The organism is Veillonella parvula (assembly GCF_032550495.1).
GTDB lineage: Bacteria > Bacillota > Negativicutes > Veillonellales > Veillonellaceae > Veillonella > Veillonella parvula_G.
This window is the reverse complement of record NZ_JAWFZJ010000001.1, coordinates 628,365-644,967: the sequence shown is the minus strand read 5'-3', so window position 1 is coordinate 644,967 and position 16,603 is coordinate 628,365. Positions and strand designations below refer to the sequence as shown.

14 protein-coding genes are annotated in these 16,603 nt (G+C 35.2%); 13 read left to right on the top strand and 1 reads right to left on the bottom strand.

Annotation, left to right across the window (positions count from 1 at the left end):
• Positions 1–2 precede the first annotated feature (2 nt).
• Genes E6X37_RS03215 through E6X37_RS03205 form a run of 3 tightly spaced genes read left to right on the top strand, consistent with a single transcriptional unit; the run spans position 3 to position 3,615 of the window.
• Positions 3–767, top strand: a complete 765-nt coding sequence (locus E6X37_RS03215) for a shikimate kinase (protein WP_174892304.1) — start codon at positions 3–5, stop codon at positions 765–767.
• Positions 767–2,920: an SF1B family DNA helicase RecD2 gene (gene recD2 / locus E6X37_RS03210; RefSeq protein WP_174892303.1), complete on the top strand. Its 2,154-nt coding sequence runs from the start codon at positions 767–769 to the stop codon at positions 2,918–2,920. The genes E6X37_RS03215 and recD2 overlap by 1 nt, the downstream gene beginning before the upstream one ends.
• Positions 2,920–3,615, top strand: a complete 696-nt coding sequence (locus E6X37_RS03205) for a ComF family protein (RefSeq protein WP_156697503.1) — start codon at positions 2,920–2,922, stop codon at positions 3,613–3,615. Before recD2 ends, E6X37_RS03205 begins: the two co-directional genes overlap by 1 nt.
• A gap of 41 nt (positions 3,616–3,656) precedes the next feature.
• Here E6X37_RS03205 and E6X37_RS03200 read toward each other — a convergent pair whose 3' ends face one another.
• Positions 3,657–4,259 carry an HD-GYP domain-containing protein gene (locus E6X37_RS03200; protein ID WP_004693025.1) on the bottom strand — a complete coding sequence of 201 codons (603 nt, stop codon included), beginning with the start codon at positions 4,257–4,259 and terminating at the stop codon, positions 3,657–3,659.
• A gap of 903 nt (positions 4,260–5,162) precedes the next feature.
• Here E6X37_RS03200 and E6X37_RS03195 point away from each other — a divergent pair.
• The 10 genes from E6X37_RS03195 (at position 5,163) to csaB (ending at position 16,578) form a co-directional block, all read left to right on the top strand.
• Complete coding sequence (locus tag E6X37_RS03195) at positions 5,163–5,969, top strand: basic amino acid ABC transporter substrate-binding protein (RefSeq protein WP_012864267.1); 807 nt, start codon at positions 5,163–5,165, stop codon at positions 5,967–5,969.
• A gap of 11 nt (positions 5,970–5,980) precedes the next feature.
• The gene (locus tag E6X37_RS03190) at positions 5,981–6,637 is read left to right on the top strand and encodes an amino acid ABC transporter permease (protein WP_004693053.1); all 657 of its coding nucleotides are present in this window, start codon (positions 5,981–5,983) and stop codon (positions 6,635–6,637) included.
• Complete coding sequence (locus E6X37_RS03185) at positions 6,634–7,359, top strand: amino acid ABC transporter ATP-binding protein (RefSeq protein WP_118091533.1); 726 nt, start codon at positions 6,634–6,636, stop codon at positions 7,357–7,359. The genes E6X37_RS03190 and E6X37_RS03185 overlap by 4 nt, the downstream gene beginning before the upstream one ends.
• A gap of 517 nt (positions 7,360–7,876) precedes the next feature.
• A complete protein-coding gene (locus E6X37_RS03180; protein WP_004693056.1) occupies positions 7,877–8,074 on the top strand; it encodes a cold shock domain-containing protein in 198 nt (65 codons plus the stop codon).
• Between the two features lie 242 nt (positions 8,075–8,316).
• Positions 8,317–8,844 (top strand): ribosome hibernation-promoting factor, HPF/YfiA family, encoded by a 528-nt coding sequence (gene hpf, locus E6X37_RS03175; protein ID WP_101928219.1) that lies wholly within the window; start codon positions 8,317–8,319, stop codon positions 8,842–8,844.
• A gap of 218 nt (positions 8,845–9,062) precedes the next feature.
• A complete protein-coding gene (secA, locus tag E6X37_RS03170) occupies positions 9,063–11,498 on the top strand; it encodes a preprotein translocase subunit SecA (RefSeq protein WP_012864271.1) in 2,436 nt (811 codons plus the stop codon).
• A 120-nt stretch (positions 11,499–11,618) separates the two neighbouring features.
• Positions 11,619–12,726, top strand: a protein-coding gene (gene prfB / locus E6X37_RS03165) for a peptide chain release factor 2 (RefSeq protein WP_012864272.1) whose coding sequence is annotated in 2 segments (ribosomal slippage) — positions 11,619–11,675 and positions 11,677–12,726 — 1,107 coding nt in all. Because the reading frame shifts where the segments join, the coding sequence is not laid out codon by codon here.
• Positions 12,727–12,734: 8 nt separating this feature from the next.
• Positions 12,735–13,430, top strand: coding sequence for an LmeA family phospholipid-binding protein (locus E6X37_RS03160; protein ID WP_156697504.1), 696 nt, complete (start codon positions 12,735–12,737; stop codon positions 13,428–13,430).
• Positions 13,431–13,442: 12 nt separating this feature from the next.
• Positions 13,443–15,485, top strand: a complete 2,043-nt coding sequence (locus E6X37_RS03155) for a DUF5693 family protein (protein ID WP_101928220.1) — start codon at positions 13,443–13,445, stop codon at positions 15,483–15,485.
• Complete coding sequence (gene csaB, locus E6X37_RS03150) at positions 15,478–16,578, top strand: polysaccharide pyruvyl transferase CsaB (RefSeq protein ID WP_156697505.1); 1,101 nt, start codon at positions 15,478–15,480, stop codon at positions 16,576–16,578. The genes E6X37_RS03155 and csaB overlap by 8 nt, the downstream gene beginning before the upstream one ends.
• Positions 16,579–16,603 lie beyond the last annotated feature (25 nt).

The window sequence follows — 16,603 nt, the reverse complement described above, 5'->3', positions numbered from 1 at the left end:
TCATGGATATTAAAGAAGCTCGAAAACAGATAGATAGTATTGATTCTGTATTAGTTACGGAGTTTGAAAAGCGACTCACATTGATTAAAGAAATTGGTAAATATAAGGATGAACATCATTTACCACTTATTGATGAAGAACGGGACGAAAGTATCATTGCTTTACATACTCAAAATTGTAAAGATAAAGTTTTAGCACCTTATGTTGAAAATTATATAAAAACCGTCGTTTCTATGAGTAATGAGTTCTTAAAAGAACACATGCATAAGCATATTTTTCTCATTGGTATGCCTGGCGCAGGTAAGACTACTGTTGGTAAGGTTCTAGCTAAAGAGTTGGGGCGAGATTTTTTTGACTTAGACCAAACGATTCAAGACAAAGTGGGTAAATCTGTTCAAAATATCTATATTTACGATGGTAAAGATGCTTTTAGTGAATATGAATATACTACAATTAAAGAATTAATTCATAACAAACCATCTGTTATTGCTACCGGTGGCGGTACTGTTACCTATGACAAAACTGTAAAATTGATGCGCAATAATGGTCTTGTTGTATTTGTTAATCGCGATGTGAATCATATTTTAGATGATTTGGATTTGGAGATTCGTCCGCTTGTAAAAGAAAGTATCGAATATATTTTTAATGTATATGAAGAACGATATCCTTTATATGAAGAAGTAGCACATATTAAAATTGGTAACGAAGGCAGTATTACCGATGCAGTGCAAGAAATTATTGAAGCTTTGCCGAATACGGAGAAATAATGGACGCCATACGAGGATTTGTATACCGAACTATATATGAGAATACACAACGTACATATTGCGTGTTTATCCTAAAAGATTATAATGAGGAATACATTACTTGTACTGGCAAATTTGAGTCTCCTAAAGAAGGGGAAGACATCGAAGTACGGGGCCGCTATGTAGAACATGAAAAGTACGGCCGCCAATTTGATGCGAGCAGTGTTGAAAAGTTAAAACCTGATAATATGGGTGCTGCCAAGACTTATTTGTTGAATCTAGGAATAAAAGGTTTTGGTGAAAAATCCGTAGAGAAGGTACTAGAGTATTTCGGTATTCGTATTTTAGAAATTTTACGGGAAGAACGTCCAGAAGAGATTAAAGATATTCCAGGTCTCCGAAAGAGTGTTAAGGATGAGCTATTCAATACCTTACTTGGCGAAGGTATTTTATCTGATTTAAATCATTTTTTTGAAAGTCATCACATTTCATCGAAATGGAGTCGTATTGTATATACCTATTATGGTGTGCAGTCCGTCGCAGTTATAGAGGATAATCCTTATACATTATTACGTGTAGCACCGGATATGCTCTTTGGTACGGCCGATACACTAGCAGAGCATCTTGGTATTAATGGTAGTGATACACGCCGTTTAGAGGCTGGTTTAGAATGGATTCTACGTAGTTTAGATAATCAAGGTCATACATGTTTACCAGTAGACCAACTTATCGGTCGACTTGACGATTTATTACAAACTGATGTAGATGATATTGCGAACTTTATTGAAAGCCTGCTGGAACAAGGTGCACTGTATAGTACGTATTATGAAGATATCTTATATATCTATCCGCCAGAGATGTATGTTTCTGAAGTGGAAGGGGTCAACTATACTCGTGAGTTTCTATTACAAGCTGATCCAATAGCATTAGATATTTCTAGTTTTATTGAAAAGTTTGAACGAGACAACTACATTACTTTTGGTGATGCTCAAAAAGAAGCTATACAGCTCTCATTTTTTGAAAAGTTTTCTCTTATAACTGGTGGTCCTGGCACAGGTAAAACAACTATCATCAAGGCGCTAGTAAAAGGTTTCCAACTCGGTGGATTGGGGCGCATTATACTTTGTGCTCCTACGGGACGTGCTGCAAAGCGTCTGACCGAGGCCACTGAGTTTGAAGCTACTACAATTCATCGTCTATTGGTACCTGTTCAAGGTAGTGACTCCTATGACTTTACAAAGAATGAAGATGATCCTCTAGATATAGATGTCATTATCATCGATGAAGCATCTATGCTTAATGTGCGTTTATTCTATTCTTTGATGGCTGCTATTCCAAAGGAAGCCCATGTCATTATTGTGGGTGACGTAGATCAATTACCACCTATAGGTGCTGGGTTCGTATTAAAAGATTTATTAGATAGTGATTGTGTGCCCTATACACGACTTAATCAGATTTATCGTCAAAGCTCTGGTAATACTATCGTTGAAAGTGCTTACGCAATTAACCGTGGTGAAATGCCTAACCTGGAAGGTGTGAGCGAAGAGTTTTCTTTTATTCCTGTTAAATCTTATGATATGATGATGAAAGCCATCATTGATGTATATAAACGTGAACAAGAGACGATAGAGGATGAATTAGATATTCAAATTATTTCTCCTATGCGCCGTGGTGAAGCAGGTAGTACATTGATATCACAATATGTACAACAAGCCGTAAACCCTCCAGATAGCTATAAGGGAGAAGTTCGTGTCAATGGCATTACGTATCGCGTTGGGGATAAGGTTATTCAAATTCTCAATGATTATGAGTTAGAAGTGTTTAATGGCGAAATTGGCGTTATCTATGCTATTACGCGGACCGATATTTGTATTCGATTTATCCATAAAGAGGTTCGTCTACCTATCGATGAAGCACATATGATTATGCCTGCTTATGCTATTACAGTTCATAAGAGTCAAGGCAGTGAGTATGGTGTAGTTATTATTCCATTTGTTCCACGTTATGGTGGCATGTTACAACGTAATTTGTTGTATACTGCTGTTACACGGGCAAAGCGTAAAGTAATCATCGTTGGTACTACGAGCGCAGTTGAACGTGCTGTGCGTACTGTTAATGCCGATGAACGTTACACATTGTTTAAAGAACGACTACAAGGGAGATGTGATTCGTAATGAGTCTTTGGGATTTCTTATTTCCACCTGTATGCCCTCACTGTGGTGCACCTGTGGCAACACAAGGAGATTGGTGTAAAGCTTGTTTTACAGATTTATTACATATTCGTCATATACCACATAAATTTTTACACTATGTAGATGATGTATGTGTGTTGGCCGAATATCGTGGTGGTCTAAAGTCTATGATTTACGATGTAAAATTTAATGAAAAAAAGGAGCAGTCCAAAGGGGCCGCTCCTTTTTTAGTATCGTACAACTTTTACATGAAATATAATGAGTCTAACATTGTGAACAGTAATTGTAAAATTATGTATGATTATATTGTTCCCGTACCATCTAGCGAAAAGAAAAAAGCTAAGAGAGGATATAATCAAGTAGATTTATTCTTTCTTGAATGGGCTCATTCTTTATGGGAGATAGATAGAAAAAAATTTAAATGGTTAGATTGTATATACAAGTTTGATACTTCTCGAGATATGTGGAGATTAACAAATAAAGAAAGACATCAAAATATTGATGATGCCTTTGTTATATGTGCTGATTATAAGGATATTGATTTTACCAATAAGAATATATTAATTGTTGATGATATATATACTACAGGTGCGACAATTGAAGCTGTAGCAAAAGTCTTACAAAAGCATAAAGCGCTACGCGTTGATGCCCTTACGCTGGCTAGTGGTAGTTTCTAATCTTTATTACTAAATGTAGGAATATAATATTTGATTTCATATTAGCCAAGCACATCAATAAATGCTTTAACTACATCAGGATCAAAGAGAGAACCAGACGCACTAAAAAGTTCTTCTTTTGCTTTAGCTTTTGTTTTAGCCCAAAATTCAGTAGAAGGATTAACTGTTGTATCATAGTAATCTGCTACAGCAATGATTCGAGCTCCTAACGGAATATTGGCACCACGTAGATGTTTAGGATAACCGGAGCCATCCCATTTTTCATGATGGTAACGAATATAAGGTAAAATTTGTTGGCAGCAAGGATAGTTTTCAATCATATTGGCACCACTTGCAGCATGTTGTTTATACTTAGACATTTCTTGCTTATTAAGATATGGAGATTTTTGGATTAATGCATTAGGTACCATTAATAGACCTACGTCATGAAGTAAAGCTGCATGACGAATCTGTTCAATTTCATTTAATGGTAAACCCATTTTAGCTGCGATGCTAACAGCATAGTTTGAAACCTGAATAGAATGTGTATAGAGATGATAGCTTTTCATTTGTATCATCTGTAAAAGTTGTGCGCTTATGGCTTCTAAACTGTCTTTCTCCAGTTCATACAAACCTGATGGTTGCATCAATGATAACATAAACATAATAAACCCCTCTAACTAACAAACTGAACATATGGTACAACCCCTCGTACTTATGTTCATATCGTACAACTTTAGGCCGTTCTAATTTAACAGTATACAAATTATACACCATAAATAATTTTTTGTGTATGATACGTATGTTCTTACAAATATGTTGTATTCATATTTGGCATACAAAAAATAATTGACAATTTAAGAATCCACTAGATATGGTACTTAAAAAATGTGATTTTAGAAATATTAAAATATTATGAAGAATATTTTAGGTTTTCTATTCCAATTTTCTATACATCAACAAATAGGGGTTGCAAAATTTATTCTCATTGTTCTAAGAATTATGCGATAGTATGTTTGGTAAAAAAATTATATTTGGCTACTTAACTATATAATCAAAATTTTTTAAAATAATAGTAAAACTAGACATGAATACTGTTATTCTTTATAATACGTCTATACGGGTCTGTGGTTGAAAGTCGAGGCTAGTCGCAGGCAAAACGATCCACATAAGCAGCCCAAAGGGTTGTGAGCATGGTGCGGCTTAGGTGTAAGTCCTGCCGATAAAATCGAGAGAGGTAGTAGTGGGGAGTCTTGGACTTATGAGCGAACCTTCCAGCAGGCGAGTGTGGGGGCAAAGACCAGGTCAGCCGTATAGGGGCACATGAGGCTTTTCTCATGTGCTTTTTTTATACAGTTGTATATTATAAAATTTATAGAAAACCACTAACTATGGGAAAGTTTTTATACATAGCCGTAATATTTATACAAATAATGCATAAAATTAAAATATAAATATAGTGATTTTGCGATTATATCTAAAGTTATATACAAAATTATTGACATAATTATACTTAATCTATATACTATTATAAAGTAGTAGTAAGTTAAAATAATGAGGTTGATAATATGTTAAATAGCAAAGTAAAAAAAATAATTCTTGGCGGTTGTATGTTAGTGATGGCTGCTTCTTTAGTTGGTGGATGTGGTTCCTCTAATCAACCTACATCTAATAAACTTATCGTTGGCACTAATGCTACATTTGTTCCATTTGAGTTTAAAGATGAAAAAACTCAAGATTATACAGGTTTTGATATTGAATTGATTCGTGCGATCGGTAAACGTATTAATAAAGATGTAGAGCTAAAAAATGTAGCTTTTGATGCTTTGATTCCAGCTTTGAACACACATGATATTGATGTTGCTGCATCTGGTATGACTATTACAAAAGCGAGAAGTGAAAAAGTATTATTTTCTTCTCCTTATTATGAAAATGCCTTAGCAGTAGTATATAAAGATGGAACGGCTGTGAATTCTCTTGATGACTTAAAGGGTAAAAAAATTGCAGCCCAATTAGGTACTACTGGTGCAGATTTAGCTCATAAAATTGAAGGTACTACTGTAAAAGAATTTGACCATAGTAATGAAGCTTTGTTAGAATTACAAAATGGTGGAGTAGATGCAACTGTAATCGATTTACCTGTAGCTCAATATTACAGTACTAAGCATCCTGACCAACATATTAAATTTATGGCATATCCAAATACTAAAGAATACTTGGGCTTAGCAATTAATAAGGATAACAAAGCATTGCAAGAAGAAATCAATAAAGCAATTGCTGATATGAAGGCTGATGGTGAATTTAATACATTATATAAAAAATGGTTTAATGTAGATGCACCTGCTGATATGCCAGTAGTTTTAGAATTTAAATAATAGGAGAGATTATGAGTTTTAATTGGGGGTTAATTGCGGATAATTTACCGCTCTTGCTACAAGGTGCTCTAGTGACTGTAGAAATTACAGCCATGTCTGTAGGTTGTGGCTTTTTTATCGGTCTTTTAGTATCTTTAGCAAATTTATCTAAATTTAGATTAGTTAGATTGCTTGCAAAATGTTATGTAGATATCATTCGTGGTACACCATTACTGGTGCAAATTTTCCTAATTTATTTTGCCTTGCCTATGATTACAGGTCAACGGATTGATCCATATATTGCGGCTGTTACCGCATGTAGTATTAACTCTGGTGCTTATGTATCTGAAATTTTCCGTGCTGGTATTCAATCTATTGATAAAGGTCAAATGGAGGCCGGTCGTTCTCTTGGTTTAACTTGGGGACAAACTATGCGTTACATCATTATGCCTCAAGCTTTTAAAGCAATTATTCCTCCGTTAGGGAATGAATTTATTGCCATGTTGAAAGATTCCTCTTTAGTTTCTGTTATCGGTTTCGAGGAGTTGACACGTCGTGGTCAATTAATCATTGCTAAAACCTATGCATCCTTTGAAATCTGGGGTACGGTTGCTGTGATTTACCTTATTATGACAGTGACTATCTCACAATTAGTTGGATATCTTGAAAGGAAATATAGCATTAAATGATTAAATTAGAAAATGTACATAAATCTTTTGGTAAAAATGAAGTACTAAAAGGTATTAATTTACATATTGAACAAGGTCAAGTTGTTGTAATCATCGGTCCTTCTGGTTCTGGTAAAAGTACGGTACTGCGCACTATGAACTACTTAGAAGAACCTACATCTGGTAAGGTTATCGTAGATGGTATGGATCTTTCTGATAAGAAAAAGTTAAATGACGTTCGTGCTGAAGTAGGAATGGTATTCCAAAACTTTAATCTATTCCCACATATGACGGTTATGGAAAATCTTACTTTAGCACAAACTAAGGTTCGTAAAACATCTATGGAAGAGGCTAAGAAGATAGGTCAAGCTTTACTTGATCGAGTAGGTTTGGCGGATAAAGCCAATGCATATCCTGATTCTTTGTCAGGTGGTCAAAAGCAGCGTGTTGCTATTGCTCGTGCTTTAGCTATGAGACCTAAAGTAATGCTTTTTGATGAACCTACTTCAGCTCTTGATCCTGAAATGGTTAGTGAAGTACTAGATGTAATGAAGTCTTTAGCTGAGGAAGGTATGACGATGGTCATCGTTACTCATGAAATGGGCTTTGCGAAAAAAGTAGCGGATAGAGTTTTATTTGTTGATGGTGGCTTGATTTTAGAAGATGATACACCTGAACGCGTATTCGATGCTCCTACAAATGAAAGAACAAAATCATTTTTAGACAAAATTTTAATAGATTAATTAATGATATTATAGGAAGCAAATTCTAGAATTAGAAATTGCTTCCTGTTTTTTTACATTAAATTTAACCTATTTATTTATATTAATTTTTATTATATATGTATAGCTTAATATCTATTAATATATTTGATAACCTTTAGGCTGTATTTATTAATTATAAAGAGTTTGTATAAAGATTTAAAGTGTAGATTAATCTGAAAAATACGATTATTGCTATAAATATTTGTGATATAACAATAATTTATACAGTCATTTTTAAAAACAATAATTTTTAATTCACATATTTTTATGATTATAAAAATATACAATTAATTTATAGGGCTTATATAATTATTTATGACATGTATAGATATAGGGATTTTTGAGATTTACAGCAAATGATATTCTTATTTCTAGTGTTTGTATATTCATTAAAAATGTAAATATTGTTGTTTGATATTTTATACATGCTGTGTTATGATACACATATAGAGCAAGACAGTAAGACAATATATATATTTTTTAGGAGGATGTTACCATGTTAGGTAAAGTAAAATGGTTCAGCGCAGAAAAAGGTTATGGTTTTATTGAACGTGAAGACGGTAGCGATGTATTTGTACACTACTCTGCAATCCAAGACGAAGGTTTCAAATCTTTGACTGAAGGTCAAAATGTAGAATTTGAGATTGTTGATGGAAACCGTGGACCTCAAGCCGCTAACGTTGTTAAAGCGTAACTACATACCAAAAAAATTATAAAAACAATATATAATTGGCCCCCGATAGTATATACTATCGGGGTTTTTTGATTTTCTATATACATTTTATACATAATTCTACAAAAAATATAAAATTTTTACATAAAAAAGAAGGAGTTTTACAGTTAGATGTAGAAATACTAAATATAACACGAGAGATAAGGTTATATAATACCACACACTCGCATCTCGTGGATGATTTTTAGAAAGGGTGTTGACTTATGAAAGTAGCAATTAGAGGAAAAAACATTGAAGTGACAGATGCCTTAAGAGCATATATCGAAAAAAGATTAAGTAAATTGACTCGTTACTTCGATGATGAGTTAAATGCACAAGCGGTTTTATCCGTTGTAAAAGATAAATCTACAATTGAACTTACATGTTTTGTTGATAAAATCGTTCTTCGTGGTGTGGAAACTAATGATGATATGTACGCAGCTATTGATTTAGTAGTGGATAAAATTGTTCGCCAAATCCATAAATATAAAACTCGTTTGGCTAAACGTTTCAAAAAACAAGAAGCTTTCCATCCTGAAGCTTTGGCAGCTCCTGTGGAAGAAGAAACTATTGAAGTTGTAAAACGCAAACACTTTGTTGTGCGCCCTATGGATGTTGAGGAAGCGATTTTACAAATGAATCTTATTGGTCACGATTTCTTTATGTTCTTTAATGCTGAAACTGAAGCGATGAACGTTGTTTATCGTAGACATGATGGTTTCTATGGTTTGATCGAGCCAGAACTTCAATAATATATAATGTCGGCTGAACTTAATCCTAACTCCTTTCTACTTTAAATCAGCCGATTATTATATTAAGGTGGATGACTTAAAATAGTCATCCACCTTTTTTGCCAAAATAATACTATAAATAATCTTGAAATGCCTTGAATTCTTTGACTATTCAAGGCTTTTTCGTTATAATAAGTTAGATAAAATAATGTAAGATGTCCCGTAGAGGAGTGATTTGTTTGTTAAGCTTTTTACAAAGGCTATTAGGCAATAATAACGCAAAAGAAATTAAAAAAATGCGTGCTATTGCAGATCATATTAATGAAATTGAACCTAATTATATTAAATTAAGTGATGCTAACTTAGTGGCAAAAACTGATGAGTTTAAACGTCGTTTGCAAAAAGGGGAAACGTTAGACGACTTATTGCCAGAAGCATTTGCTGTAGTTCGTGAAGCATCTAAACGTGTTTTAGGTATGCGTCATTTCGATGTACAGTTAATGGGGGGCATTTGCCTACATAATGGTAATATCGCTGAGATGCGTACTGGTGAAGGTAAAACATTAGTAGCTACATTGCCTGTATATTTGAATGCATTGACCGGTAAGGGTGTACACGTTGTAACAGTAAATGATTATTTGGCGACTCGTGATAGCGAGCAAATGGGACGTTTATATAATTTCTTAGGACTTTCCACGGGCCTTATTGTGGCTAATCTTGACTTTAATCAACGTAAAGAAGCCTATGCGTGTGATATTACATATGGTACAAATAATGAGTTTGGTTTTGACTATTTACGGGATAACATGGTAACCGATGTTGTTCAAATGGTACAACGACCATTGAATTATGCCATTGTGGATGAAGTAGACTCCATTCTTATTGATGAAGCAAGAACACCATTAATTATCTCAGGCCCTGGTCAACGTTCCACTGATAATTATTATAAATTGGCTAAAATTGTTCCTCACCTTATAAAAGATGAAGACTATGTTATCGATGAAAAACAAAAAACTATTGCCCCTACAGATTCTGGAATCGCAAAGGTTGAAAAAATGCTTGGCGTTGAAAACCTATATGATGCAGAAAATATCGAGTTGAATCATTTGCTTGGTGCTTCTTTGCGTGCTTATGCTATGATGCATCGTGATACTGATTATGTGGTTAAAGATGGTGAAGTTGTTATCGTCGATGAGTTTACGGGTCGTTTGATGTTTGGACGCCGTTATTCTGATGGTTTGCATCAGGCTATTGAGGCTAAAGAAGGTTTGAAAGTTGAACGCGAAAGCCAAACTTTAGCATCTGTCACATTCCAGAACTATTTCCGTATGTATGATAAATTAGCAGGTATGACAGGTACTGCTAAAACAGAAGAAAAAGAATTTATCGATATTTATGGATTAGAGGTTATACCAATTCCACCGAATAAGCCTTTAATCCGGATGGATTTGCCAGATCAGATTTTTAAAACTAAAGCTGCTAAATATCGTGCCGTAGTACGTAATGCAGTAGAACGGCATCAAATAGGGCAACCTATTTTGATTGGTACTACATCTATTACACAGTCTGAAGAACTTTCAGATATGTTGTTGCGTGCAGGTGTACCTCATAAAGTATTGAATGCTAAACATCATGAACAAGAAGCAGAAATCGTTGCAGCTGCTGGCCAAATGGGAATGGTAACAATCGCTACTAATATGGCTGGCCGTGGTACTGATATTACTCTTGGAGAAGGTGTGCCAGAACTAGGTGGGTTAGCCATTTTGGGGACAGAACGCCATGAAAGCCGACGTATTGATAATCAATTACGCGGACGTGCTGGTCGTCAAGGGGATCCTGGTTCTTCTCAATTCTTCTTATCATTAGAAGATGACTTAATGCGTATCTTTGGTGCTGACAATATTACAGGTATCATGGATAAACTTGGTATGGAAGAGGATGAACCTATCGAGCATTCTTTGATTACTAAATCTATTGAACGTGCTCAAAAGAAAGTAGAGGATCATAACTATAATATTCGTAAATATGTACTTGAGTATGATGATGTTATGAATCAACAACGTGAAGTATTATACGAACAACGACGCCGTATTTTACGTAACGAATCCTTGCGTGAAACAATTAATGAAATGATTGACAAGCTTGTTACCGAATCTGTAGATGCTTATGCTGATGAAAAGCTCTATCCAGAAGAATGGGATTATGAAGGTCTCTATAAACATTTAAGTCAATATTTCTTAACAGAAGAGATTATGTCTTCTCAAGATATGGAAGAATATAGTCGTCAAGACTTATTAGAACGCTTATTAGAAATTGCTCATGAAGAGTATCAAGATCGCGTTGATATGCTTGGAGAGGCTATGTTTAGTCAACTTGAAAAGGCGATTATGTTGCGCGTTGTTGATAATAAATGGATGGAACATTTGGATAATATGGATATGTTACGAGAAGGTATTGGCCTTCGTGCATATGGTCAAAAGAATCCGTTGGTAGAATATAAGTTTGAAGCTTTTGATATGTTCCAAAACATGATTGCAGCTATTCAAGATGAGACAATCATGGCATTATACAAAATTCGTGCACAATTGATTCAAGAAATCGAAGAACCAGTTGATCACTTAGAAGGTGCACAATCCCATCATGAAGATGTGTTGGAGCCACAAAACATAGATTAAGATTTGTGAATGGCACGTTGCTCAAAGGGATTTCCACTGGGCAACGGCCATTTTTCTATTTTGTTAAGGTAATAGTTTATTGATGTAATAGACTAATTAACTAAAGGTGGTGAACATAAATTGTTAGAAGATCTAAAACCGATTATTTCTAATTTAGAAGAACGTATTTATGGGATGAGGGATTCACTTTAACATCGCTCAAAAGGAAGACCGAATATTTACACTTGATGTACAGATGAGTGATCCTACATTTTGGGATAATCCAGATAAAGCTCGTGAGATTTCTCAAGAGGCCACACAATTAAAAAATGCTGTAGAAAGCTATAAGCAACTTGTTAGTGATATTGAAGATGCTAATGTGATGCTTGAAATGGCTATAGATGAAGATGATCTCTCCATGGAGAGTGAAATCAAGGAATATGTTAAGCAAATAGAAGAAACCTTGGAAAAGCAAGAAGTACTTTTATTGTTAAGTGGTGAATATGATGCAAATAATGCTATTTTAACATTTCATGCCGGTGCTGGTGGGACTGAGGCACAAGATTGGTGTTCTATGTTAATTCGCATGTACTTGCGCTGGGCTGAAAAATCTGGCTTTTCCATCGAGTTAATGGATGAACAACCTGGTGATGAAGCAGGAATAAAATCTGCTACATTCCTTGTTAAAGGTGAAAATGCCTTTGGTTACTTGAAGTCTGAGAAAGGTGTACATCGTCTCGTTCGTATTTCACCATTTGATGCTGCGGCTCGACGTCACACATCATTTGCTGCTGTCGATGTAATGCCTGAAATCGATGATACTGTGGAAATTAATATCGATATGAAAGACGTTCAAGTTGATACATATCGTGCTAGTGGCGCTGGTGGTCAGCATATTAATAAAACCGATTCTGCTGTTCGCATGACACATAAGCCGACAGGTATTGTAGTACAATGCCAAACACAACGTTCTCAAATGCAGAATAGAGAACAAGCTTTACGTTTGTTACGGGCGAAACTATTTGAGTTAGAGCTCGAAAAGCAAGCTGAACTTAAAGAACAGATTGGAGGTACCTACCAAGCAATTGAGTGGGGAAGTCAAATTCGTTCCTATGTATTCCATCCATATAATCTTGTTAAGGATCATCGTACTAGTGTAGAAACTGGTAATGTTCAAGCTGTTATGGATGGCAACTTAGACCCATTTATCGAAGGTTTCTTAAAAAAAGAGGCTAACTTAACAATTTAGGAGATACTATGAAAAAGTTTTTACTATTCCTATTAGTGCTAATTATTGCTCTTGTAGTGGCATCCCAATTTTTATTACCATCTTTTATTGGCTCTCGTATTGAAAGTCAATTAAATGAAACATTGAAACCAACGGCTCAAACAGTAAATGTTGAGGCTCAACCTGCTTTCAAAATTTTATATGGTGAGGTGGATCGTGTTTATGGCACTTTGGAGAATATTAAACTGGGTAAATTGAATTTTGCTAGCTTCCGATATGATGCTAAACAAATTCTTGTTAATCCAATTTCTTTATTAGCTAGTCAACAAATTGATATCGTTAGTGTTGGGACTGCTAGTATTGATGGGACTATTAATAAAGCTGATTTAGCGACTTTCTTAAGTAATGAAGCAGGTAGTGATATTCAAGACGTACAAGTTGACATTAGTAAAGATAATATCAGCCTAATCGGTAAAATGAATGTAGGCATGGTGTTTAAAGGAGATGTTAAATTAGATGGGAATTTAGAATTAAAGGGCAATACATTATTGTTTTCACCTAAAAAGTTCACCATAAATGGTGCTACAATTCCTGGTATGACATCTAATGTGTTAGAAAGTACTCAAATTTATGACTTCAACAATTTTCCAATTCCTGTAAAAGCGGAAAGTTTGACTGTTGATAATGGTGAAATTCTCATTAAAGTTAAACCTGTACTCAACTAGAAAGGATTTGTCGTGAATCATCGGAACACACAAAAAAGTAAGTACTCATGGATTCTTATACTTTGTATTATTATAGGTCTTTTATCTTCCTTATACTTAGTATTTGAACGCCATCAGATTGAGAAATCTCAAAATCATATTGAAAATATTGTAGACTATGATGCAGTTTTACGAGCCAGCGCCTTTGAAAAGCGTAGTCAACAAGAAGCTTTTGATGCATTACGTAATGCTGGTGTGACTGCTTTTGCTATTTATGATCGCACGTTAGAAAAAGCAAAAGATGCGGGCCAAGTTAAAGTATTAAGCTCTGAAGAGATGGACTCTGTTCGTGTTAATGGCGCTGCGATTAAACCTGGGGCGACTTATGTGGCATTAATTTCAGGTAAAGAAGGTTATTATAAAGAAATTCGAGAGGATTTATACCACCGTATTGGCAAGGACAAGGTGAAAGAGCTTAATACAAGTATTGGTCCTGTTCTTGAATTGTATGGTGCAACAGCAGATAGCTATGCAAAGATGAATCTTGGTATTTCAAAGTTGCAAGCACAAGAGGTTGCAGATCGTGGTTTCAATGTTATCGTTCGTCCAACAAACTATAGAAACGTAACATCTGAAGATATTCAATATGTATTTAAACGACTTGAAGGCATTCCTCATGTAACAGGGATGATTTTTGCTGGTAAAGAAGCTCTAGGTGCACCTAATTTAACGGATGAAACATTAGCATTACTAAATAAAAACCATATTCCACTAGTTGGTATCGAAGCTGTAAATCAGTTGCAGTATGAGCCACAACAAGGTTTCTTGGAAATGGCGGCCAAAAATAATTATAGTGTAGGTCGTGTGTATACTATCGCTAAAGAGGAGTTAAAGAAAATTACCCCTGAAGAAGCGGCACAACGCTTTTACATTAGTGATATAGAACGAAATATTCGTTTTAACTTGTTTCCGATGTATGAAACAGGTATAAATAATGAAACTGTTTTACAGACTACAATCAACTATATTAATATAGCTACAGAGAAATTGGCTGTAAAAGGTTATGAATTTGGTCCAGCGGATATTTATCCTGCTTATACACCAAATCCATTATTAGTAGTTATTACAATGATCGGGGCTATCGCACTTTTTGTATATGTTCTACAAATGATGTTACCAATGTCTAAGCATACGCAACTTGTGGCCTTTTTTGGCATTTCTTTGGCATCCATTGTTGTATTTATTCTTACAAGTGGTACCTTAATTACTCAAATATGGGCTCTATCTAGTGCTATTATGGCTCCTGTAGGTGCTATGATACGCTTGATGGAAGAGTGGCGCCGTTATGATGGTGCACGTCCATTAGGTACCATTAAGTCTACTATTCTTGCCTTATTATACCTTGTAATTGCTGCATTATTTGCTGCTATTGGCGGTATGTATATCGCATCTTTATTGGGCAATACGAAATTCTTTATGGAGTTTGCTCTCTTTAGAGGTGTTAAGTTGACCTTTGTTCTGCCAATTATTTTAGTTATTATTGCGTACCTTCAACGATTCCCATTGTGGAACGGCCGCATGATTAATTCCAAAGAAGAAGCGAAAACATTTGTAGTGGAATTCTTAACTATGGATGTTAAATTATATGTATTCTTTATAATAGCAGCACTTGGTGGCGCAGTATGGGTATTTGTTGGCCGTAGTGGACACACTGCAGGTGTTCCTGTACCAGGCTTTGAACTTATGCTACGTCGTTTTCTTGAAAATGCAATGTATGCGAGACCGCGTGAAAAAGAGTTCATTATTGGTCATCCTGCTTTAATGCTAGCTACCTTTGCGTTCATGCGTAAGTGGCCTACAGTAATTCATTTCTTATTAACTCTAGCTGGTGTTATTGGCATTGCTTCAATGGTTGAAACCTTCTGTCATCTTAGAACGCCAGTGTTCATGTCCATCATGCGTGGTTATGATGGTTTGTTAATTGGCGCCCTTTTTGGAGTGCTTCTTATCATCGCAGTACGGTTTATGATGTACGTAACACAATGGTTCCAAGCTAGGGAGGTTGACCATGAGTAATATTGTTATCTCTGGTTATTATGGCTTTGGTAATGCTGGTGATGAGGCCATGCTTTGTGCTATTATCGATGCTATTCGTAAAGAAGAGGCTGATGCACATATTACTGTAATTTCTGGTAATCCTAAAGAGACTAGTAAAAAGCATAATATTAATGCTGTAGGTACATTCTCTGCATTGGGTATCTTAAAAGCAATTGCTCATTCGGATCTTGTTATTAGTGGTGGTGGTAGTTTATTACAAGATGCTACTAGTATTCGCAATACTTACTATTACTTAAGTATTATGGCACTAGCAAAGTTGCTTGGGAAAAAAGTAATGCTATACTCCCAAGGTATTGGTCCTTTAAATCGTTCATCAACACGTCGTGCCGTTGGATTTGTATTGCGTTTTGTAGATACTATTACAGTTAGAGATTCTATTTCAAAGGATGAACTAGTTTCTTTGGGAATTGAAGATGTAGAAGTTACTGCAGATGCGGTATTGGCCATGCAACCAGCAGATCTTTCAATTGGCTCTCATATTCTGAAAGGGTATATATCTAAAATATTTGAAGCAGATGAACAACGTAAACGAATTGGTGTGGCGGTTCGTAGTTGGAAAGAGGATACAGAGTATAGAGAATCCTTAGCTAATGTATTGAGCAGATTGCAAGAACAAGATAATGTGGAAATTATCTTTATTCCTATGTCACATCCTGAGGATACAAAAGAGGCTAAGATCATTGCCAGCTATATGCCGAATGGCGCTATTGTGCTAGAAGGTCCGTTCTCTACAGAGCAACAAGTGTCATTATCTGGAAATGTGGACCTCATGATTGGTATACGTCTTCACGCTTTAGTTTTTAGTTCTTTAATGGGAAAACCAGTTATTGGTATTTCCTATGATCCTAAAATTACAAGCTTTTTACATATGATTGGTCAAGAGCCTATTGGCACAATGACTCATTTGCGTGAAGAAGCCTTATATCAATGGTGTCATAAATTGTTGAATTCTCGTGAGGAGTATCAAGCATCTTATGACCGCATTGAATCATTGCGTGTAGATTCCCAACGCAATGCAGAAATTGCTATTTCATTACTTAAAGATTATTAATATATTGGATTTTATCCAGAAAGTG